The organism is Pseudomonas saxonica (genome assembly GCF_007858365.1).
Taxonomy (GTDB): domain Bacteria; phylum Pseudomonadota; class Gammaproteobacteria; order Pseudomonadales; family Pseudomonadaceae; genus Aquipseudomonas; species Aquipseudomonas saxonica.
This window is the reverse complement of the sequence record NZ_VFIO01000006.1, coordinates 145,450-167,850: the sequence shown is the minus strand read 5'-3', so window position 1 is coordinate 167,850 and position 22,401 is coordinate 145,450. Positions and strand designations below refer to the sequence as shown.

The 22,401-nt window shown below is 54.9% G+C and carries 20 protein-coding genes; 9 read left to right on the top strand and 11 right to left on the bottom strand.

The window, feature by feature from the left end; translation table 11 throughout:
- Positions 1 to 72 precede the first annotated feature (72 nt).
- From FJD38_RS16150 to FJD38_RS16140, 3 genes are all read left to right on the top strand, one after another.
- Positions 73 to 1,233 (top strand): metallophosphoesterase, encoded by a 1,161-nt coding sequence (locus FJD38_RS16150; RefSeq protein ID WP_146386264.1) that lies wholly within the window; start codon positions 73 to 75, stop codon positions 1,231 to 1,233.
- Entirely contained in the window at positions 1,230 to 2,090 is an 861-nt protein-coding gene (locus tag FJD38_RS16145) for an SDR family NAD(P)-dependent oxidoreductase (RefSeq protein WP_146386262.1), read from the top strand. Before FJD38_RS16150 ends, FJD38_RS16145 begins: the two co-directional genes overlap by 4 nt.
- Before the next feature lie 185 nt (positions 2,091 to 2,275).
- On the top strand, positions 2,276 to 3,436 hold the full coding sequence (locus tag FJD38_RS16140; protein WP_146386385.1) for an MFS transporter: 1,161 nt from the start codon (positions 2,276 to 2,278) through the stop codon (positions 3,434 to 3,436).
- A gap of 259 nt (positions 3,437 to 3,695) precedes the next feature.
- On the opposite strand, the gene FJD38_RS16135 is transcribed toward FJD38_RS16140, so the two are convergent.
- The 9 genes from FJD38_RS16135 to FJD38_RS16095 form a co-directional block, all read right to left on the bottom strand.
- Positions 3,696 to 4,418 (bottom strand): L,D-transpeptidase family protein, encoded by a 723-nt coding sequence (locus FJD38_RS16135; protein ID WP_122782645.1) that lies wholly within the window; start codon positions 4,416 to 4,418, stop codon positions 3,696 to 3,698.
- A 378-nt stretch (positions 4,419 to 4,796) separates the two neighbouring features.
- A complete protein-coding gene (locus tag FJD38_RS16130; protein ID WP_122782646.1) occupies positions 4,797 to 5,759 on the bottom strand; it encodes a LysR family transcriptional regulator in 963 nt (320 codons plus the stop codon).
- A 178-nt stretch (positions 5,760 to 5,937) separates the two neighbouring features.
- Complete coding sequence (gene lysA, locus FJD38_RS16125; protein ID WP_146386260.1) at positions 5,938 to 7,179, bottom strand: diaminopimelate decarboxylase; 1,242 nt, start codon at positions 7,177 to 7,179, stop codon at positions 5,938 to 5,940.
- 88 nt (positions 7,180 to 7,267) lie between these two features.
- Entirely contained in the window at positions 7,268 to 7,939 is a 672-nt protein-coding gene (locus FJD38_RS16120; RefSeq protein ID WP_199750942.1) for an amino acid ABC transporter permease, read from the bottom strand.
- Between the two features lie 14 nt (positions 7,940 to 7,953).
- Entirely contained in the window at positions 7,954 to 8,655 is a 702-nt protein-coding gene (locus tag FJD38_RS16115) for an amino acid ABC transporter permease (RefSeq protein ID WP_146386258.1), read from the bottom strand.
- Between the two features lie 104 nt (positions 8,656 to 8,759).
- The gene (locus FJD38_RS16110) at positions 8,760 to 9,557 is read right to left on the bottom strand and encodes a transporter substrate-binding domain-containing protein (protein WP_146386257.1); all 798 of its coding nucleotides are present in this window, start codon (positions 9,555 to 9,557) and stop codon (positions 8,760 to 8,762) included.
- Between the two features lie 104 nt (positions 9,558 to 9,661).
- A complete protein-coding gene (locus FJD38_RS16105) occupies positions 9,662 to 10,414 on the bottom strand; it encodes an amino acid ABC transporter ATP-binding protein (protein WP_158636752.1) in 753 nt (250 codons plus the stop codon).
- 28 nt (positions 10,415 to 10,442) lie between these two features.
- Positions 10,443 to 11,339, bottom strand: a complete 897-nt coding sequence (gene dapF, locus FJD38_RS16100) for a diaminopimelate epimerase (protein WP_199750938.1) — start codon at positions 11,337 to 11,339, stop codon at positions 10,443 to 10,445.
- Positions 11,340 to 11,963: 624 nt separating this feature from the next.
- Positions 11,964 to 12,173 (bottom strand): DUF2790 domain-containing protein, encoded by a 210-nt coding sequence (locus FJD38_RS16095; RefSeq protein WP_233609122.1) that lies wholly within the window; start codon positions 12,171 to 12,173, stop codon positions 11,964 to 11,966.
- 725 nt (positions 12,174 to 12,898) lie between these two features.
- Here FJD38_RS16095 and FJD38_RS16090 point away from each other — a divergent pair.
- Complete coding sequence (locus FJD38_RS16090; protein ID WP_122782651.1) at positions 12,899 to 13,453, top strand: class-II aminoacyl-tRNA synthetase family protein; 555 nt, start codon at positions 12,899 to 12,901, stop codon at positions 13,451 to 13,453.
- 170 nt (positions 13,454 to 13,623) lie between these two features.
- Here the strand turns inward: FJD38_RS16090 and FJD38_RS16085 are convergent, their stop codons facing one another.
- Complete coding sequence (locus FJD38_RS16085; protein WP_146386255.1) at positions 13,624 to 14,250, bottom strand: substrate-binding domain-containing protein; 627 nt, start codon at positions 14,248 to 14,250, stop codon at positions 13,624 to 13,626.
- 551 nt (positions 14,251 to 14,801) lie between these two features.
- On the opposite strand from FJD38_RS16085, the gene FJD38_RS16080 reads away from it, so the two are divergent.
- The 5 genes from FJD38_RS16080 (at position 14,802) to FJD38_RS16060 (ending at position 20,716) form a co-directional block, all read left to right on the top strand.
- Positions 14,802 to 15,293, top strand: coding sequence for a GNAT family N-acetyltransferase (locus tag FJD38_RS16080; RefSeq protein ID WP_146386253.1), 492 nt, complete (start codon positions 14,802 to 14,804; stop codon positions 15,291 to 15,293).
- Positions 15,294 to 15,851: 558 nt separating this feature from the next.
- Positions 15,852 to 17,027 carry a M20 aminoacylase family protein gene (locus FJD38_RS16075; protein ID WP_122782654.1) on the top strand — a complete coding sequence of 392 codons (1,176 nt, stop codon included), beginning with the start codon at positions 15,852 to 15,854 and terminating at the stop codon, positions 17,025 to 17,027.
- Between the two features lie 79 nt (positions 17,028 to 17,106).
- The gene (locus FJD38_RS16070; RefSeq protein ID WP_146386251.1) at positions 17,107 to 18,417 is read left to right on the top strand and encodes a citrate-proton symporter; all 1,311 of its coding nucleotides are present in this window, start codon (positions 17,107 to 17,109) and stop codon (positions 18,415 to 18,417) included.
- Entirely contained in the window at positions 18,414 to 19,862 is a 1,449-nt protein-coding gene (locus FJD38_RS16065; RefSeq protein ID WP_280116030.1) for an amidase, read from the top strand. Before FJD38_RS16070 ends, FJD38_RS16065 begins: the two co-directional genes overlap by 4 nt.
- 83 nt (positions 19,863 to 19,945) lie before the next feature.
- Positions 19,946 to 20,716, top strand: coding sequence for an IclR family transcriptional regulator (locus FJD38_RS16060; RefSeq protein WP_122782656.1), 771 nt, complete (start codon positions 19,946 to 19,948; stop codon positions 20,714 to 20,716).
- Positions 20,717 to 20,860: 144 nt separating this feature from the next.
- Here FJD38_RS16060 and FJD38_RS16055 read toward each other — a convergent pair whose 3' ends face one another.
- The gene (locus FJD38_RS16055; protein ID WP_208727523.1) at positions 20,861 to 21,598 is read right to left on the bottom strand and encodes a hypothetical protein; all 738 of its coding nucleotides are present in this window, start codon (positions 21,596 to 21,598) and stop codon (positions 20,861 to 20,863) included.
- Positions 21,599 to 22,401: the final 803 nt, after the last annotated feature.

Sequence of the window (22,401 nt, the reverse complement as noted above, 5' to 3'; positions counted from 1 at the left end):
CGGGATTCATCTCGGTTACTATTAATTCCACTCAACGATTACCGCGTCAACCCACAGGGTGGTGTTTTAACTGTGTTCCATATCTACCTGACAGTTGCCTACCTGTACGTCCTATGGCGCTTCGTCGCTCCGCTGCCTATCGGTCGCGGTTGGCGTGTGCTTTTGGCGGCAGTGCTGCTCATCATTTCAAAGTATCACCTCGTTCTCATCGCAGTTTACGGAACGATGTTTTCGCCTGAGGTGCCGCGAGCGATTGTCTTGGTTAATGGCTGGCTTTTCTGCGCTTTTGTTCTGGTGCTGGTGCTCACGCTGTTAACTGATGGGGTCAGTGGCATTGTCGCTGCCTGTCGCAAGGTGCCTTGGAAAAATGTTGTTGGTGGACGACTGCGTACCGCTATCGCAGTTTCGGCGCTGGTCCTGTCGGCAGTGGGTGTTTATCAAGCGGTGCAGTTGCCAGGGGTCCGACGCATTGATGTGACGGTGGAGAACCTGCCTCGATCTTTTGATGGACTGCGCATAGTGCAGCTCACCGATCTGCACATCAGTCGTCTTTTCCAGGCTGACTGGGTAGAGGGTGTTGTGTCGCGTGCCAATGAACTCAACGCCGATGTGATTTTTATCACTGGAGATCTCATTGACGGCACCGTCGACGCCCGGAAGAAGGACGTGGCGCCGCTGAGCAAACTGACTGCTCCCTTGGGTGTCTTCGCTGTTCCCGGAAACCACGAATATTACTTCGATGCCCACCGATGGATCGCGGAATTCCAGCGTTTGGGTATGCGCGTTCTGGTGAATGAGCACGCCATTCTTCGTAAAGGCGCAGATCAGTTAGTGGTGGCAGGAGTGACAGATGAGGTTGCTCCAGCTTACGGCCATGAGGGCCCTGACTTGGTCCAGGCGCTTGATGGCGCGCCGAAGGGTACCGCGACGATTCTGTTGAAACATCGCCCGGCGGGTGCGTCGGCGTCGGCTGCTGCTGGGGTTGGTTTGCAGCTCTCGGGACACACCCATGGCGGCATGATCAGTGGTTTGGACTTGGTAGCTGGGTACGCCAATCAGGGCTTTGTTTCGGGCAGCTATGACGTCGGCAAAATGAAGCTCTACGTCAGCAACGGCACTGCATTGTGGAATGGTTTTCCGATCCGCCTCGGTGTCCCTGCCGAAATTACGGAGTTTGTACTGCGGGCCAGTCCAACTCTTAACGAACATACAGCCAGGAGAACATTCCTATGAATCATCCAGCCATTCGCAAAGGTGCCGTTGCGATCATTACCGGGGCAGCCGTTGGTATTGGGTACGCCATTGCACGTCGCGTTGCCCGTGAGGGGATGAACATCGTTCTTTTTGATCGCGATGCCGTTGCATTGGACGTTGCGACCCATGCACTACTCAACGAATTCCCTGACATGAAGCTGCTGGCGATCGAGGGCGATGTCACCTGCGAAAGCGATCGTCACCAACTCTATGAGAAATCATGTGAGTTTGGTGAGGTGTCTCTGTTGGTGAACAACGCGGCCATCATCAAGGGCGCCGGCCCATGGGACGGCATATCCAAATGGCGAACGCTGATGGATATCAACTTCTGGAGTGTGTTGACGCTTCAGCAGCTTTTCGTGGAAACGATGTTTTCCCAAAGTGGGGCTGCCGCCATCGTCAACCTTGGCTCGAAGGAAGGCATCACTACTCGCCCTGGAAACGCGGCGTACGCGCTCTCTAAAGCGGCGGTCAAAGTCCTCACTGAACAACTGGCGCACGAGTTGCGCGAGAAGGTTGGTGATCGTATTTCTGCGCACCTCCTGATACCTGGGTACACGTTCACTCCTATGAACTTCCCTGGCATGACTCGTGATACGCAAAAGCCGCACAGCCCCTGGACTGCTGATCAAGTCGCGGATCGTTTGGTCAAGGGAATGGCGGAGGGGGATTTCTATATTTTCTGTGAAGACAACGAAGCTAGCTGGGAGCTTGATCAACGCCGTATGCAATGGGCGGCAGACGACATGATCCAGAATCGTCCAGCACTGTCCCGCTGGCACGATGGGTATTCGGACAAGTTCGCTGATTACATTGCAGATATTGCCGACAAGTAGGCGCAGGTAGCGTGCGCATAAGCCCATTGTTGGCACCTCCATTAGGTAGGTGCCATTCATCTTCATTGTTATAGGGTGCCCTCGGTACCGCTTCATCGCAGGCATAGTTGATGACCAGTCAATGCAGAATCGATACAAACATTTCGCAATCCCAGCCGGCCATCGACGTCCCGCATGGCACAGGTATGGCCATCACGATGCTTGGCCTGGGAGGCTTATTCATCGGGACGGGTGAGTTCGCGTCCATGAGTTTGCTTCCGGGTTTGGCGTCGAGCACAGACGTCTCCGTACCCGTTGCGGGCGGTTACATCACTGCCTACGCACTTGGGGTCGTGGTCGGTGCACCGCTCATTGCGATTCTCGCCGCACGTTGGCCGCGAAAGGCACTGCTGATCGCGCTCCTTGCGCTATTTGCAGTTGGATACGGAGCCAGCGCATTGGCTTGGAACTACACGACATTGCTGGGAGCACGTTTCCTGGCCGGTCTGCCGCATGGAGCCTATTACGGCGTCGCCTGTCTAGTGGCCGCGACCATGGTGGCTGAAAACCGAAAAGCCCAAGCTGCCGGCTATGTCATGGCGGGGTTGGCAGCGGCCAATGTCGTCGGTGTACCTGCTGCCACGTGGGTTGGTCAGCTTTTCGGATGGCGAGGTGCGTTCGCGGCTCTCGCTGCGGGAGGAGCCATTGCCATTATCCTGTTTTGGATATTTATCCCAACCATCCCTCGCGACGAATCGGCGAGTCCTGAATCTGAACTCAGTGGCCTCAAAAAGCCTCAGCTTTGGTTAACGCTGGCCGCCGCTTCAATCGGCTTCGGCGGTATGTTTTCTGTGTATAGCTACATCACGCCGACGCTTACCGAGCTCACAGGCTTCTCATCCGGCCAAGTACCTATGGTTCTGGCACTCTGGGGAATCGGGATGATTGTGGGCAACCTGATAGGCGGGTGGTTGGCAGACCGCGCTCTAGTACCTGCAATCTTCTACATCATGATTTGGAATGCGGTGTTCCTGGCGGGCTTCTCTATCTTTGCATCCTCTGGAATTGGCACGTTGGCTGTACTGTTTCTGATCGGTTGCGGATTCGCATTGGTGCCAGCCCTTCAGGTGCGCCTGATGAATGTCGCTGGTGAAGCTCAAACCCTGGCCGCTGCCCTCAATCACAGTGCATTCAATATATCTAACGCCGTCGGTGCATCGCTAGGCGGACTCGCCATCGCTGGTGGGCTCGGGTGGGCATCAACGGGATGGGTTGGCGCCGGTCTGGCCATTCTCGGCATCATCTTTTTCGCTATATCCATCGGTGTTGAAAAGCGTTCCATGTCGAACAGCGCTGCAATTTCGTAAGTGCGAGGGCGAGGCATGACCCGGTGAATTCAGAGCGTCTCATCGTGCACGGTTCAAATTCAGGAGATGGGTTCACGGTAAGCCTGAGCTGACCAGGCGCAGTATGTGAAGGTGACGCGCAGGAGTTGATATCGGCAGGGTTTTGAACGCTGCCGGTATCGCTTTAGGCCAGCTCAGTAACTGCATGCGGGCGCGAGGCAGGGAAGCGTGGCGCGATGGTTAGATGATTCTCTGTATCGTGCCCGCTGCTGCGCTATTTTCAACGCTCCGGAAGTTTCCAGCGATCCTTGTAAAGCTCATATTGCGCCACAGGCATTTGTACCAGCAGCGGGTTTTTCTGAGGGTTCAACCACGTGAACAAGAGCTGGATATTCTGCGGGTCCATGGCGGTGCAGCCAGTAGTTGGGGTGCTGCTGGATTGCCAGATGTGCATGAAAATGCATGAGCCGCTATTGGCTGCTGCTGACGTGTTGTGTTCCACGACAATGCCTTGGTGATATAACTCGTCCTTGCGGTGCATTTGCTCTGAGCTGTTCCAGTCTTTGCTCACGGCTGAGCTGTCGACCAACGTGTTGTAGTGACTCGATTGGCTGTCATCCACACATTCTCGGGCGTCGGTGCTGACGGTGTAGGGCAGCCGGGTATTGGCCGTAGGTTCATACCCGAACGCGCTGCCGAAGGTAAATATGCCTGCAGGCGCCTTACCGTCGCCTTCACGTTTTACGGGTTGTTCGCCGAGGCCGATAGGCATGATGCCGCTGCCCCAGGCTAACCCGGTTTTACCCACCACAATGGGGAACGCGTCACCGACTTTCTGAAAGTCCTGGCCATTGCGCTCATAGCGCTGTGCCTTGCCTTGAGTGGCGTCCCAGTCGGAAGTGGTTACCACGACCAGTTGGCTACTGGTTTCGGGGATTTGTGCCAACGCCAAGTTTGAACACAGCAGTAGCAACAATGAGCAACTCTTGATGAGTGGGTTCATTAGTATGGGTCCTTGACTGATAAGAGGAATAGCATTGCTGGGGGTATTGGTAGTTATCAATTTAAACGTGCGCGGATTAATACGGCGCACTAGATCGATATATATAAAATGGTTATTTCGTTATTTAGTGTGTTCGGATGAAATTATCAGTCACTGGGAAAGGCGGAAAATGCTTATTTATTAGGCGATCATTCACTCTCGATATGTTGCAATTAGGGCGCATGCCGCGCACCTTAATTGACCTTGGCAACCCCCGGCGGGGCGGTGTGGTAAGGCATGAACAACCATCGCTTAGTACTTGGCTGCACTAAATGGGTGCCCCCTGTTCTTGCGAGATGTATTTAAAGTCAGGGGGCGATATTATATGCGCGTCGGATTTTATAAGGGGGCTATTGTTGGCAAGTTATCCATGCTTTCAAGGGTCACGCTCACGCCTAGAGTGGCTAGTTGTTTGGCGAGCAGGGATATTTCTAATTGCAAGGATTCAGCGAAATGTTGCTGGAAGGGAGTTGGAGAGCGGTAAAGCGGTTTAACCAGACTGATCTGGAAGGGCAATGAAAAGGCAAGAGGACGAATATTGACACCTTGCCCCTGAAACATGATCGCGGTCAGGGGATTGAGAATCGCAATACCCAGCCCCGCTTGTACCATCGAGCACACTGAAACGGCGCTGTGGGTTTCCACTTGGATAAATCGATCGATTCCCGCGTCCTTGAACATGACATCAAGCACTCTCCTGTAACGATCCCCCTTGCTAAAACTGACGAACGTTTGATCCCTGATATCTTCCAGCGACAGGACATGTTTCTCAAGCAAAGGGTGGCCATCAGGCAAGATGCATACTTCGTCCACGCTCATCAGAAGTTGCAACTCAGTGCCGGGCGGGGCTTCATCATGCTCTGTGAGTCCGGCATCGTGGCGCTGAAGTGTCAGTTGTTCCTCAAGCCAGGGCGACTCCAGGGGCGCTATCTCGACACTGACACCCGGATGGTTGGCTATCAGGTTTTTACAAACCTGAGGGAGCAGCGCATGAGAAAAGGCGGGAATACAGGCCACAGAAAATGCGCCCTGTGAAAAGCGACTCAGGCTCTCTGCGAACGAGACGATGCGGTCCAGGCCAATGAACGCGAGCTCTACCTCCTGGAACAAAACCACTGCCCGTGCCGTTGCGTGCAAGCGGCCACGCCCGCGTTCAAACAGTTCGAATCCTACGAGGTACTCCAGGCGCGCCAACTCCCGGCTGACGGTGGGTTGGCTGGTGTGCAGCATTTGAGCGGCGTTGGTGACACTTCCCGCCGTCATAATGGCGCGGAAAACTTCGATATGTCGCAAGTTGATCATAAAAGCGCTCTAAACCAGCGATATGCATTCGTAACCTTCAGAGGCAGGATACATTCCAACCTTTCACTACATCTCCCCAAAGTTTTGATATCTGCAAATAGCTCCGCAAATATCACTTTTCTGGGACCGAACTCGGTTATTGCTGTTGTGGTCCCGTGGTCACTGCTTTTCATAGGGGTTAATTTCTCTCTTCCAGTGCCAAGAGCTCCTCCACTCGCTGACGACGGCGGATCAGTACATCATCGGCCCCTTCGATCAGCACCTCTGCGATCAATGGGCGGGTGTTGTAGTTCGAAGACATCGAGGCACCATAAGCGCCGGTATCGCGAATGGCGATGAGATCGCCCACTTTGCATTGGGGAAACAGTCGGGAGAGTACTGTTCCGTCCTCCGCTTGCGTGAAGACGTCACCTGCTTCACACAACGGCCCTGCAACCACGCTGGCTTGCAGGGGGCGCCCGGATGCATTTGCATCCAGCAATTCGATACCGTGATAACTGCCGTACATGGACGGGCGCATAAGCTCGTTGAAGCCTGCGTCCAGAAGTACGAAGTGATTGCTGCCGACCTGCTTGGTGGCGCGTACTTCACTCAAGAGGCAACCTGACTGAGCCACCAGATACCGTCCGGGCTCGATCTCCAGACGCAGCTTATTACCCAGAATGTGCTCGGCTTTCTGGCGCGCAGCGTCCCACAGGCTGAAGTAGTGGCGGGTATCGAGTTCCGGTTCATCCGCGGTGTAAGGGACCGACAACCCGCCGCCTGCTGACAAGGCGCAGAGGGTTGCTTTTGCGTCTTTGACTTGCTGCACGAGATCGAGCATGGCTTTGCTGACGCTGGCCAGGTGCTCATAATCCACCCCGGACCCTATGTGCATGTGCAACCCGATTAATTGCAGGTTGTGCTTGCGGACAACCGATAGCGCCGCACCCAGATCGGTATGCCAGATGCCGTGCTTGCTGTGCTCGCCCCCTGTGTTGGTCTTCTTGCTGTGGCCATGGCCGAAGCCCGGGTTGATTCTCAGCCAGACTCTGTGCCCAGGTGCGATGGCGCCCAGTTGCTCGAGCATATCGATCGAACCGGCGTTAACTGGAATGGCATGCTCCACCACGGTGGCTAACGTCGCTTCATCGATAAGGTCTGCGGTGAAAACGATGGCTTCTTCGTTGTCCTGACACGAATATCCTGCGGCCAGTGCTCTAAGGATTTCTCCTCGAGAAACCGCATCTACCTGGACACCTTGCTCGCGCATGAGCTTGAGGATGTTGATATTGGAGCAGGCCTTTTGTGCAAAACGAATGGTATCGAACTGGCGTAGATCATTGATGCGGTCACGAATGGTCTGGGCATCATAAACCCACAAGGGCGTGCCGAATTTTTCGGCCAGGTACTGAAGGCGCTTCACGGGTACGGTTTTCATAGGCCCAACTCAAGAAAAATAGTGTGTCTCAGATCCTGCTTTTCGATCCGGACTGAAAATAAGACTGGCGCGTATCGGGTGATTGGTTTTATCGGTGTTCGAGGGCGCCAAAGCGCTTTTCTGCCAACTTCGAAAGGTAGAGAAGCGGGTAGCAATAGGCGAAATAGAGCAGGGCGATCACGCAGTAAATGAACATCAGGTGTTGTGGCATGCGGACAATTAAAACTTCGCCCTGGCGCGTGAGTTCAGTGATGCCGATGATGGATAAAATCGCGGTGCTTTTGATGATATTTACATACACGCTTCCCAGCGGCGGCAGTGTCAGCGGGATGGCCTGCGGTAATACGACGTGAAACAGCGCCTGAAATTTGCTCATCCCGACTGATCGCGCCGCTTCAACCTGGCCATTGGGTACAGTCAGAATCGCGGAGGCCACTATTTCAGTCGCATAGCTCGACGTGTAGAGCGTCAACGATACGATGGCGGCGGTGTAGGCATCGAACTTGAATATCTCAAGCCCCGTAGCAGGCAGTACAAAATAGATGATGTAGACCTGCACCAGGTATGGGGTACCCCTGAACAGGTGCAAGTACAGGCCAATGATATTTTTGAAGAAAAACTTGCTCTGTGAGCGGATGACCCCTAACACGATCCCCAACAATACGCCGAGTGCAATGGAGATCAGGGATATCTGTACGGTCATCCACAGCCCTTTGAGCATGAATGGCAACAGCGCCTGTAGCACTGTTGCTTTGGTCATGATCCACTCCATGATTATTTGATCCCCTGCCGAGTTTGCCAGTTGGTGCCGCATTTTCGGCGCACCAGGTGAGAGAGCAGTAGCAGCAGTACATAGATAAACAGGTAGCATGCGGCGGTGGTCAGGTAACTCTCGGTCGCCACTACCGAGTCCGAAAACATGTACAGGCCAGCGCTCATTAACTCGGTTACCGCGATGATACTCAGCAGCGACGTATCCTTGATCAGGATGGCTGTCTGTCCTAATAGGGGGGGCGTTACGTTCGCCAGTGCCTGAGGCAGCACAACGTGGAACATCCGCTGAAATGGAGTCATGCCGACGGACATCGCGCCTTCGAACTGGCCGCGGGGGATCGATTCGATACCGGCACGAATAATCTCTGCCATGTAGGGGGTCGTGTGGATCGTCAGTGCGATAAGGCCAGTCTGTAGTTCATTAATGTGTTTGCCGAACGCAAACAGAGCCGGAAGACCGTAGTAAACCAGGTAGATCTGCAACAACAGCGGTGTGGCGCGGATAAACTGTATATACGCCGCCGCCGGCCGCCACAATAAACCGTTTTTGGACATGCGCATGAGTGCTACAAATATGCCAAAAAACACCGAAAGCAATAAACAGACGGATGCTATTTCAATGGTTGTCAGTACGCCGTTTAAGAATGTATCCCGGTATTTGTAGACGATGCCAAAGTTGAAACTATCCAGTGCAAAACTCATTACGACGTAACCTCATCCAGCAAGCCGAACTCTTTTGTGCGCGGTAACAGCACGCAGCAGGCCGCCCGGTTGAAAGGACGGCCAGCTTCACCGCGCTCTAACGTTTACTTGTGGTCAGCTTCCCATGCCGTAGAGTTCCACCAGTAGTCAGTACGCTCTTTCAATCGTCCGTCGATTTCGATCAGACGAATATAGTTATTGAGTGCCAACAGCAAGTGCACAGAGTCTGGGCGGGTGGCGAAGCTCAATGGCTCTTTCGTCATGGTTCCGTCGAGTACTTCCAGTTCAGGCGTGGCGTTAACGAAGGTTGCGATTTGCGCTCGGTCCGAGATGCCAGCATCCGCACGGCCGGAAACAACCGCCTGAACCGTCTGGGCGTTGCCACCGCCGAATTCCTTCAACTGCGCTTGAGGCAGGAATTTTTTAGCCGCATCCGCATAGCTGGAAGCCTGGGTCGCGCCCACGGTAATTTCAGGATTGTTGAGGGCTTGCCACGATTTGAAGTGCTTGTCTTTGTTGGCGAATGCCACTGTCTCCAGATAGAAGACGGGATTGGTGAAAAGCACCTGCATGTTGCGCTTTGCAGACGGTGTCATGTCAGCGGCGATAAGATCGGCCTTACCTGACGTCAGTGCTGGAATGAGGCCTTTCCAGTCATAGTCCTGGATGACCAGTTTGACGCCCATGTCATCGGCGAACATACGGGCAATATCAATCGCCAGGCCAGCACGCTCACCGTTTTTATCAATAAAACTAACGGGAGGGCCCTGGGTTTGCACGGCGATCGTAAGTGTTCCATTTTTGTTGATGTCGTCCATGGCGTCGGCCTGTGCCAACATCGGCACGGTCGCTAATGCAGAAGCGACAAGAACATTTGCCAGAAAGCTTTTCAATAAGTACATCGCAATATGCCTTTCTTTAATTGTGATTAATCGGCAGTTTATTGGGGCGAGCTATCGTTCATCTCAGTGCGCCTTCCTCGGCGTCTTGTTTTCGTTGCGGCGGTTTACATGCACGGTGCTGCTGACACCCGGCCCAGGAAACTTGCAACCCGATCACTGGGGGCAGCGAAAAACCTGTCAGCCGGAGCCTCATCTACAATCTGTCCGGCCTCCATGAAAATCACCCGGTCCGCTACGTCGCGAGCAAAGCCCATTTCGTGAGTGACCACGACCATGGTCATCCCTTCGGCGGCGAGTTCCTTCATCAGTTGAAGTACTTCACCCACCGTTTCTGGATCCAGTGCTGATGTGGCTTCGTCGAACAACATGACCTTCGGGTTCATCGCCAACGAACGCGCAATTGCAATGCGCTGCTGCTGGCCCCCGGAAAGTTGATGCGGGTAGTTATTGGCACGATCCGGCAGTCCTACTTTTTGCAGTAACGTGCGTGCGATACCTTCGGCTTCTTCTTTCGATCGTTTCAGCACGATTGTTTGCGGGATGACAATATTTTGAAGCGCTGTTTTATGGGCGAACAAGTTGAAATTCTGGAACACCATGCCGACTTCTGCGCGCAATTTATTAATGTCTGTTTTGCGATCGGTCAAACTGACGCCATCAATCCAGATCTGCCCAGAACTGATGGTGTTTAACCCGTTAAGTGATCGCAGCAAGGTACTTTTCCCTGAACCACTCGGGCCGATGATGACGACCACTTCACCCCGGTTGATGTGATTGTCCACATTTCTAAGTGCAAACACTTCCTGGCGACCATTAATGCCGCTGAAGACTTTCGAAACCGATTCTATTTTTATAATGCATGACGACATGCGTTCATCAGCCATTTTAAGCCTCGTGTGTTTCCAGCAAATGTCCAGCAAACGCAACGACAGTAGGCCCCGTGAGAATGAGTTGCCCCATATCGTCTTGTTCGATTGTCAGGGCTCCCCCCGGCATATACACAGTCACAATACTGGACTGAATAAGCCCCTTCGCTCTGGCCGCGGCCACGGCGCAACATGCTCCGCTACCACAGGCCTGGGTAAGAATGCCCGGCCGCTCCCACACGGTCAGGCGCATGGCTGTTTCGCCTATGATCTGAGCAACGCCTATATTGGCGGACTCTGGCAGGAGTGGATCCTGTTGGGCCTGGGCGGCATAGCGTGGGATATCGATACTTTGTAAATCATCTACAAAGAACACCAGATGCGGGTTGCCGATATTCAAGGCAACTGCCTGTTGAAGCGGCCCGTGATTCATTCTGACATTCAGGGTGTCAGTGGCTTGTGCCAGTGGGATGGAATGCCATTCCAGATTGACTGTTCCCATCGCAACACTTATCTGACCTGAGGCTTCGTTGCGCCAGCATCGCAGGTTCCCACCGCCTGTTTCGATCAAAACCTGGTCTGCTTCACTTTCCTTTAAAAGAAGATCAGCAAGACAGCGCGTGGCATTGCCGCAAGTTTGCACTTCGCTACCATCGACGTTGTAGATTCGCATGCGAGCATACGCACCCAAGGTCGCAGCACTTAAGGTCGCAGGCTCAATAACGAGCAACTGATCCGCGCCAACACCTGCGTCAACGCTGCAGATTTGCGCAATGACGTCAGGCGGTGGGGCAAAGGATCGTTCACGGCCATCGACAATAATGAAATGGTTCTTCAGTCCGTGCATTTTTAGAAATGGACGTCCGAGCTTGAACATGTCAGACCAGACCGCCACGGGCAGATTTGCAGTCATCATGTAGAAATCTTATTTCACGGAAAGTTGATGTAGATGAAGCTATCAGCCACTGCAACATCCGGTAAATACTTATTTTGTCAGAGGTTATTCATTTCTGATATGCCATGATTCGTTGCGTTCTGCGCACCGTTAGTGACCACGAACAAGTTCAACAGGTTAACGCCGCGACGCAAAAGCATTTGATGATCACCGTGGTTACGCACTGCTATGGGGCTTAAGTTATTTCTTGCGCAGCAGATCTGATACTCGTATTCGGGCTAGTTAAATTGAGTAATTATTGATTCAGCATTTTCTGCACGGCTTTGCGTAAGGCCGATTGATTACACCGATAGGGCAAAGACGCAGTTCCGCATCCTTGATTTCATCAATGAACATGTGGTTGGGCAGAATGATCCGATAAATACGGGCAAGGCCTTAACCGGCCCATTGGGGGATAGTGACGTTATCGCACTGGTGATTTTCCAGTGGTCTACGACACCCAAAGCAGTGTCTTGTGAATTCTGGTGGTGCAGTAGGGCAACGTTGAGAAGTCTAACGGTAATTGACAGCGGCCCAAAAAAACGCCCCTCATCAAGGGGCGTTTTAACTTGGCCTGCAACGAGCAGGCCTCGTTGGGACTCAGTATTAGTTGTTTGAACAACCGTTACCCATTACTCGGTATTCCATAACGTGTTGCTGACCTTGATGGTCCAAATAAGTCATATGTACTGGAACCACTTCACAGACATCTGGGACTGGGTCCATGTGAATCACTTTGGCGATGTCGAGGTGTGAGCTGTAGCTGTATTGCTCAACAGCAGGTTCATCGGCAAAAGCCATTTGACTGCCTACCATGATAAAAGAAGCGGCAATCAACGTTTTAAACAGTTTCATTTTAAATGTCCCAACGATGCAAACGATTTATGTCTTCAGTCGCAATCTGTAAGGCCGAAGGCTCTACGAAACGTGGGAGGGTGGTTTGCTTGGACCCTGCTGGTTCTGCGTTTCGTGGCTTTGTTTGGAAGCTGTGTTTAGTTTATGCCTCTGGGGTTTTTGATAAATCCCAAATACTGGAAAGCATTGTTGGAAGAACAGTAATAATCGGTGGCGGCGATACGGCTGGCTGTTGGCGTGGCTGAGTGCGAATAACGGCGTTTATAGTAAATCCGGCCATGACTTGGCCCTGGCTCGTGGCGGACTCCAGACGAGGCAAGGTCACGCTCAAGTCCGGGTGAATCGGCACGCGTCATTGGTCTGTGGTGGTTAAACAGATACAGCCGCTTGTGAGCGCTCCCAGAATTGTGCGAGGATCAGCTATGAATCAATTCATTGAAAGCAATCGCCGTCATCACCACGGACCTCACTTAGAGTGCCGCGGTTGCTCACGCTCATCGAATGCTCAGAATTTTAAACATTCATTCTGACCAATCAATGAATCAAACCAAGGCGCCAATGGCGCCTTTTTTATTGCCTGTAAAATGGAGATCTATAAATGACCATGCTTCGCGGAACTCGAATAGTGACAGGGAAAGAAGCTGCAACCATGCGTGAGATAGAAGGCAGATTTCGGAGCTACCTTCATCGATGCCGGGGCTGAGGAGGCCATAATTCCTGCATTGTGGGGCCAAGACACGTTTATTGAGAAAGCCGGTGGAAGTGAAGTCATTGGACAAATGTGGGCATTTGATGACAAGGCCGGGCGTCCTTGTTGTCTCATCCCAGAAGCAACCGCGCTTTTTCAGGAGCGCAACAACGCACTTCTCGGGTCACGAGACGAAGCGATGTTTTTCTACGTGGCGCGATGTTATCGGTATGAGCGACCTCAAGCCGGTCGGTATCGCGAATTCACTCAGCTGGGACTTGAAATTCTTAGTTCCACACCCGCGCAGGCATTGCAGCGTAGCCAAGCAATTTGCACCGGCTTTCTTGACTTGCTGGGGCTGGAATATGAACTCAATCTCGCAGTGAAGCGTGGCCTGAGTTATTACCTTGAGGGGAATGGTTTTGAGGTGCGTTGCCCTGTGCTGGGGGCACAGCAGCAAGTTGTCGGCGGCGGAGCTTATCGCGAAGGTGCTGGTTTTGGTATCGGGCTTGAGCGACTGGTGCTTGCCTCTGAGATGGCTCGGAGCCTGTGATATTCAAGGCGCTTGCGGCAGGGAGCGCTTTCAAACAAAACAGGCTGAAATCGCCCGGGGCGAAACTGAGCAAAAAGGCGAACCAAGCAGGCCAGAAGCTGGCGGCCAATTGAGCAATGCAAGACTTCAAGTGTCGACCTGCCTGTCTTATCCGCAGGTGTGAGCTTGAATCAGGTTTGTGCAAACGCCAGCTTCAAATCTTCCATTAGGGCGAGCTGCGCCTCAGTAGGATTGCGCCCGCGATGGTTGGCTAAATGAAATTGCACATTGAACCCCAAAGTTTCCGTACCAAGCGGTTGCACAAAACCGCGTGCTTGCCAGGGCTCGGCAATGTGGCGGGGCAGGTATCCGATGTGGGCGCCCGAGAGAATAAAGGTCAAGGTGCCTTCGATTTGTTCCGTACGCGCAGTGCTTTGACGCGGGAGAAAAGGTTCGGCCGGGACACTGAAGCGGTAAGGGTGATGGACTCCGTCGCATGCCTCCAATTGAGACTGGTCTGGGCTTTTCACGCCAAATAACGGGTGTCCGTTGGCGCAGTAAAGGCGTTGCTGCTCATCGAACAGGGGTTGGTAATTCAAGGCTTGTTGATGCCCCGAAAAATAGCCGATCGCCAGATGCAACTGGTCTTGAAGCAGGCGTCTCTCCAGCTCGGCCGGCATGGCGCTGATCAACTCTATCTGGACCGCTTGCCGGCGCTTGCGAAAGTTGCCGATGGCATTGGCTACCCGCTCAAGCACATGTGAATCCAGTGCTTCCGATAAACCGATGGACAATTCGCCCAGCAAGGTATCGGCCATGCCTTGGGATGGTTTGCCTCTACGCGTCCCGGCACAAGATCAAGGTGTGAAGCCAAGAAGTATCCCTTTTCATTGTTCTATTTCAGCAGGATACGTTGAGCGTCTTTCTGCGGGCAGGTGAAAAGGTAGCTTCTGGCCACTCAGTTCGCGTCACAACGTACTCAAGGTCGCTAGCATTTGCTTGCGCACCCATAGGTGCGCGGCGGAGCTTGAATGCTGCTTATTGGATAACAAGCCAAGCGTGTAGCGCGGAGCTTCGAACGGTGCGGGAAGAACTACCAACGAAGCAGCACGGCTGAATGGAATGACTGCCCGGCGGGGCAGGGTGAAAAGGAAGTCTGTACTGGCGACTATGTATGGAGCAGCCAATACACTGGGCAGTTGCACCGCTAAATCGCGTCGAAAACAAGCAGAAGATTCAGATCAAGGCGGCGGAGAATGGAATGCATGAACTTCATTACAACCTGAGTAAATTGCAGTACCTGCATTCTGCGCTTTCTCTAACATAGTGTCTCTCGTCTCCCTCAAGCCACTCAACATCAGGAACTGAAATGTCCACGCTCAGCTTTCGTAATGCCGCACTGTCAGACGCTGCCCGCTGCTACCAAATCGAGTCTTGTGCATACGAAGGCGACGAAGCCGCTACTCAGGAGAAGATCACGACACGCATTGCTCAGTATCCGCATGGCTTTTTGATTATGGAAGATGCTGGTGAGGTCGTCGGTTTTATCAATAGCGGCTGCGCCCACGAGGTGGTGATGTCCGATGAGGCCTTCAAGGAACTGGTGGGTCATTCGGCCGAGGCGCCGAACGTGGTGATCATGTCAGTGGTGATTGATCCTGCGAAGCAGGGTAAGGGTTACTCAACACTGTTGATGCGCGAGTTTGTCCGAGGCATGAAAGCGCTGGATAAGAAGACCATCCACCTGATGTGTAAGGAGCACCATGTGGGGCTGTATGAGCGAATGGGCTATCGCTACGTTCAGCCCTCGCCTTCTAACCACGGTGGAATGTCCTGGCATGAGATGGTCATGGCGCTCTAGCGCCAGAGTCGGGCGGCAAAGGTGTTCCATCACTTATTCATTTTGTGGGCTGTGCGATGGCGCCGACACGTCGGAAAACCCGTTCCGTAATCCCTTCTATTTGAGTGCCTAAGAAGTGCGCTCGCCTCTTAAATATCTGCAATTTACGACACGGTAGTTGCCCTGATATCACGACGCTGAAATGGCATGATCCGCGTTGCTTTCTCTCCAATTCGGCGGCCAGCAGGCATGTGGTGTGCCAACGATTGCGCTGCCTGATTTGGTCAAGCCACAGCCCGAGGAGGCGAGCGCTAATTGAATGTCGTCGCGCGGATTTAGAGGTTGCTTGGTGGTGCGCGCTGTGGGCTCGGCTAGGCGTTGGGCATCGTGGGGTCAACGCCCGTCATTGCTGTGGCTTGCAGCTCTGACAAACCTAAGGTTCCGCAGAGTGGAACCATATTCGATTGCCCTCGTGCGCGACTCGCGGTTATCTGGCGGTGAGCGCGACCTGCCTTTGATGTGCCGCGAAATTACTGCGAATAAATAGAACGGGAATTCACCCGACCCAAGGAAATCGTCATGACTCGACATCAGCACATTTTTGCCTGGCTTAGCGATGTGGCCAGCGATCTGCACGCCACCCGCCAGGACATTCACGCCCATCCGGAACTCGGCTTCGAGGAAAACCGTACCTCGGCGCTGGTGGCCAGTTCACTTGCGCAGTGGGGGTACGAGGTGCACACCGGAATCGGCAAGACCGGCGTGGTCGGTGTTCTGCGCAACGGCAGCAGCACGCGCAAGCTCGGGCTGCGAGCAGACATGGACGCGCTGCCGATCATCGAGAATACCGGCGTTGCCTATAGCAGCCAGCATCAGGGTTGCATGCACGCCTGTGGGCATGACGGCCACACGGCAATGTTGTTGGGCGCGGCGCGTTATTTGGCGGCAACCCGTCAGTTCGACGGCACCCTGACTCTGATTTTCCAACCCGCCGAAGAAGGCCAGGGCGGCGCCGAAGCGATGCTCGCGGATGGTCTGCTGGAGCGTTTTCCGTGTGATGCGCTGTTCGGCATGCACAACATGCCGGGCTTGCCGGCAGGGCACTTGGGGTTTCGCGAAGGGCCAATGATGGCCTCGCAGGATCTGCTCACGGTCACCATTGAAGGCGTCGGTGGCCACGGCTCGATGCCGCATCTGGCGGTGGATCCACTGGTCACTGCGGCCAGTGTGGTCATGGCCCTGCAAACCGTGGTCGCGCGCAACATCGATGCGCAGCAGGCAGCGGTGGTAACAGTCGGCGCGCTGCACGCCGGGGAGGCGGCCAACGTTATTCCGCAGCAGTCCATCCTGCGCCTGAGCCTGCGGGCCTTGAACGCTGAGGTGCGCCAGCTGACCCTCGAGCGTGTTCGCTCGATCATCGAAACCCAGGCCCAGAGTTTCGGTTGTACCGCACGCATCGAACATCGTCCGGCGTATCCAGTGCTGGTCAATCACGCTGCCGAAACCGAGTTCGCTCGCCAGGTCGGCGTTGACTTGCTGGGTGAGGAGGCGGTGGATGGCAATACACCCAAACTCATGGGGAGCGAAGACTTCGCCTGGATGCTGCAACGCTGCCCAGGCGCCTACCTGTTCATCGGCAACGGCGTGTCGCGGCCGATGGTGCACAACCCCGCTTACGACTTCAACGACGACATTCTGCTGACCGGTGCGGCGTACTGGGGCGCACTGACCGAGAGCTGGCTCAAGCCGGCCTGATTTTCTCGCTTTCAACTGCCGCTGAACCGGGCGCGCTATCGTGCCCGCCGTCGCCCAACAGGTTTCCGGAGAGTTCCCCATGCAGACTTCGAGCACTGGCGTTTCGCGTACCCGGCAGGTGGTTGCCGCCGTCATCGGTAACGCGTTGGAATGGTATGACTTCATCGTGTACGGCTTTCTGGCGAGCATCATCGCCCGGCAATTTTTCCCGTCCGAGGACGAATACGCATCCTTGCTGATGGCCCTGGCGACCTTCGGTGTCGGGTTTTTCATGCGCCCGGTGGGTGGCATTTTGTTGGGCATGTACTCGGATCGAAAAGGTCGCAAGGCGGCGATGCAGATGATCATCCGCCTGATGACCGTGTCCATTGCACTGATCGCGTTCGCGCCAAATTACGCCGCCATCGGCATGGGCGCGCCGCTGTTGATCGTGGTTGCGCGGATGCTCCAAGGTTTCGCCACCGGTGGCGAATACGCCAGCGCCACGGCATTCCTGGTGGAAAGTGCACCGGCGCACAGGAAGGGTTTGTATGGTTCCTGGCAACTGGTCGGGCAATGCCTGGCGGTATTCTGCGGGGCAGCGATGGTGGCGTTGATCACGCACCTGCTTTCCCCTGAGGCGCTGGACAGCTGGGGCTGGCGGATTCCGTTTGTGCTCGGTTTGTTGATCGGCCCGGTCGGGTTGTGGATTCGCAAGCACATGGAAGAACCGGAAGAGTTTCTCGAAGCGCGCAAACATGCCAAAGGCGCGAGCCCGAGCCTGCTGCAAGTGATCCGCGAACATCGGCGCAGCATTCTGGTGTCGATGGGCCTGGCCTGTGGTGCGACCGTGTCGTTTTATGTAGTGCTGGTGAATATGCCGACCTTCGCCCACAAGAATCTCGGCCTGCCCCTGGATCAGGTGCTGCTGGTGCAGATGCTTGCTGTGGCGCTGATGACCGTGGTCATTCCGCTGTCCGGCGCGCTGTCGGATCGCCTTGGCCGACGCCCCGTGTTGATGGCCTTCACCCTGGCGTTTTTCCTGATGGTGTATCCGCTGTATGTATGGATTGCTGCGGCGCCGTCGATTGAGCGCCTGCTGGTGATGCAGTTGTTGCTATGCAGTGCCATCGGCGGTTTTTTCGGCCCGGCACCGACCGCGCTGGCTGAGCAGTTTCCAATCGAAGTGCGTTCCACCGGGGTTTCGGTGGCGTACAACGTTGCCGTCATGGTGTTCGGCGGTTTCGCCCCGCTGATCGTCACTTGGCTGAGCAATGTGCTGGCAACACCGGTGGCGCCCTCGTTCTACGTGTTGTTCGCGTGCGTGCTGACGCTGCTGGGTACTTACTGCATGCAGGAAGCCCCCCGGGCCAAGAGACCCGTCGAACTTAACCTGGGGGTGAAGCTTTGAGTGTCAATTCGATTGTTGAAATGGATGCCAATGCGTTGTCTTGTGCCATTCATGCGCGGCAGGTGTCGTGCCGAGAAGTGATGCAGGTCTATCTGGCGCAGATCGAGCGCTTCAATCCTCAGGTCAATGCGCTGGTGTCCCTGCGCCCGGCCGAGGAACTGCTGGCTGAAGCCGACACCTGCGACCGACAACTGCACCAGGGTCAGTCCCGTGGCTGGATGCACGGTATGCCGCAAGCGATCAAGGACCTCGCGGCCACCGCCGGTTTGCCCACCACCATGGGGTCGCCACTGTTCGCCGGGCAAGTCCCGCAACACGACGCTTTCAGCGTGGCGCGGGTTCGCGACTGCGGGGCGATCATCATCGGCAAGACCAACGTGCCGGAGTTCGGCCTCGGTTCCCAGACCTACAACCGCGTGTTCGGCACCACTACCAACGCCTACGACCCGTCGCTGATTGCTGGAGGCAGCAGCGGCGGGGCGGCGGTGGCGCTGGCATTGCGCATGTTGCCGGTGGCTGATGGCAGCGACATGATGGGTTCGCTGCGCAACCCGGCGGCTTTCAACAACGTCTTCGGGTTTCGCCCGTCCCGGGGCCGCGTGCCGTTTGGCCCGGGGCCGGAGGTATTCGTCCAGCAACTGGCCACCGAAGGGCCGATGGGCCGCACCGTCACGGATGTCGCCCGCTTGCTCGGAACCCAGGCCGGTTATGACCCGCGTGCGCCGTTGTCACTGACGCAAAATTCGGAGGTTTTCCACCAGTCGCTGCAACGGGATTTCAGCGATGTCCGTCTGGGCTGGCTGGGCGACTACAACGGCTACCTGCCGATGGACCCAGGCGTAATGAACCTGTGCGAATCGGCGTTGCAGGACTTTGCGACACTGGGTTGCAAGGTCGAAGCCTGCCAGCCGGATTTTTCCATGGAGCGTCTGTGGCAGACCTGGCTGGTGCATCGCCACTGGTTGGTGCAAGGCAGCCTGGGTGGGCTGTATGCCGATCCGCAGAAACGCGAGCAGCTCAAACCCGAAGCTCAATGGGAAGTCGAAGGTGGGCTGCACCTGACGGCGGCGGATGTTTATCAGGCTTCAGTCAGCCGCAGCGAGTGGTATAGGGCCATGAACGAATTGTTCGAGCGTTACGATTTTCTGCTGTTGCCCACTGCCCAAGTGTTTCCTTTTGATGCACAAACCCCTTGGCCGCGCGTCGTTGGCGGGCAGGGCATGGACACCTACCACCGCTGGATGGAAGTGGTCATCGGGCCGACCCTGGCCGGTTTGCCGAGCATGAGCGTACCCGTAGGCTTCAACCCGGCCGGTTTGCCGATGGGCCTGCAAATCATTGGCCCGGCCCAGGCCGACCGCGCGGTGCTGCAACTGGCGTATGCCCATGAACAGCTGACGCAATGGGTCAAGCGTCGGCCGCCGGGTTGTCTGCAAGACGCGTGAGCACGGCGCACAGGCCTGAATCTTGCTGCATAAAGCGATCATCCATCCGGGTTATTCGATTCGGGTTTAGGGAGGTCGTACACATGGATAGCAAGACAGAAACCGGCAGCGTACGTTCCGTCGCGCGCGCCCTGGCGATCGTCGAGTTGCTGGGTGAGCATCAGGCTCTGGGCCTGGAAGAGTTGCACTACCTGACGAGCCTGCCCAAGGCCACGGTGTCGCGCATGTTGTTGACCTTGCAGGAGCAGGGTTGGATCTATCGCGGCTTGAGCGACCGGCGTTACCGCTTGTGCGCCAGGCGCCTGTTTGGCGACAGTCAGCAACGCTTCAAGCGGCGTCTGGTCGAAAATACGGCGCCGTTGCTGCAGGCGTTGAGCGAGCGCACCGGGCTGGTGGCCGACCTGTCGTGCTTTGACGGCGAGCGAGTGGAGGTCCTGGAAAGCGCGATCCCCACGGTGTTGCGCAAGCGTTATCCGAACAACTGGCAGATCGTCGGCCAGCACGCCAGCCTGTTTCATTCGGCCATGGGTCGGGCTTGCCTCGGCGAGCTGGAGAGTCATGAAGTGGAGCGCCTGGCTGGCCGTGAACAACTGACCGACGAAACACTCTTCAACGCCACTGAGCAGGTGTTGCACCAAGGCTTTGGTCAGCGTACCGAAGGCTATTGGGAATACCCGGTGCGCCTGCCGTTCCTGATTCGCGCGGTAGCTTTGCCGATCCATGCCGATGGCCGACTGGTCGGCAGTATGGCACTGCAATGGCCGATGGATGAGGCGCCGGTAGAGCGGGTGCTGAGCCTGCACTTCAACAGCCTGGCCGCGACTATTGGCGATGTGCAGCAGGCGATGGCCTGAAAGCTGTTCAGAACACCCTGTAGAGGCGATCTCTTTCGTTCACGGGTTCCTTCTGGATTATCTGATGCAGCGCTCCCAAGGCTTGCCAGCAGGAGAAAGCAGTTTGGTTTTGCTCGCTTGGTCGCGCGTGGGATAAGGGTGAATTTATTTACCGAAGGTGACATTGATCCCGGCGAAGAGGGTGAATTGCGCAAGGCCCTCACCTTTTCGGTCCACGGTCCATTGGGGCTCCACAAAAGCGTTAAGAATATTGCTCCCGGATTTCCACGCCTTGCCAACGCCGAATCCGATGGGAATGTAATGGGTGTTGTTTTTTAGATCGAACGTCCAGGTGCCTGTGGAGCGCAGGTACCAGCCTTTGGGAAGGTTGTGAATGATGAAGGGCTGGAACGTTGCGCTCTCCACATGCTGACGGTCGCTGTCACCTGCAAAGGAGCTTTGATATTGAACCAAGGCACCCAGAAGACCTCTGGGTGATGAATCTATTGCAACTGCTGCAAGGCCAGCCTGCCATTTGCCCGTACCCAATTCATCGTGAGCAGCTGTGGGCGCTGTAATTTGTGGCCCGATACCCAATTGCACGCCCTCTGTTTTCAACAGGAAGATATCGAACAGATTCAAGTCGCCTATGCCAGTGGAGTATCCGCCGTGAGGATCCGGGCGTGTACTGATAGGCAACGTGGCTCTCAGTAGTTGCGGTACTCCAATAAAATCGTTCGGGGCAACTGGCAACGTCCCACGCAGTAACGTGTCATTGGTATGGATATTAGTGTCGTATAGCTGGGGCGTGTAATAGTCCTGGATATTAAGACCGGGAGCTAGGTTCAAGGGGTTATTACTTTTATTGGCGGTGTCCGCATTGTCTGCAACGCTGGTTTGCATAAACGCAAGAGACAGAGCCACTGTCAGAGTATTACGAAAAGAAATTATTTCCATATTTAAGGATTCTCGTCCGATACTACTTTTCGAGCAAAGAGCTCCAAGGATGTACGAACGTTAGCAGCAAATGACTAAAGCACAATAAACCAGACGGGGATTGAAGGTTTGTAGTCAGCTGTTGACTCTCCTGACAGATCAAAATATAGCGTTAAGCGCTTGAATTTTCAGTCTGCAGGACGCTGCCTAGGGCGTAAATCTGTATTGCTCGTCGCGGCTTGCGGCATCGGCGCAACCTTGGGTTCAGCGGGCATTGAGGGCGCAGAAAGGTATCCGTACGCTGCAAAAAGAGCGGGCAGGCCGCAATCGTTTAATTGCGGCATCCCAGTGAGTTATGCTCAGTGTCTGTCATGCCGTGTTCACTGAACTAACTTGATACTTGTAGCAGTAGGTTGATCGATAAGCTTGTTAGGGTTTGGGCTGACTGTATACGAAACTCGCTGTTCGGGGGAGAGTGCGTTATCAGCGACCGGGCCAGCAATCAATGTTCCGTCGCTGTCGTCGGGTAAAATAAAGCAAACGCCGTTTTTAATAACTTTTACAGTTCCTGTGGGCATTTTTTATACCTCAAGTTATCTTATGCCTGAGTGTTTATCGTGAGATGACTTGAGCTGAATCACAACTGAGAGAAATGACAGGTTGAGGTTCCGTCGATCGGGAAATACAAACAGCGAGCGGTTCTACGTTCAACTCAGGGCTCAGCTGAGTTTGGGTGTTTTTTGTCTGAAAAAAACTGTGCCCATTTTGCT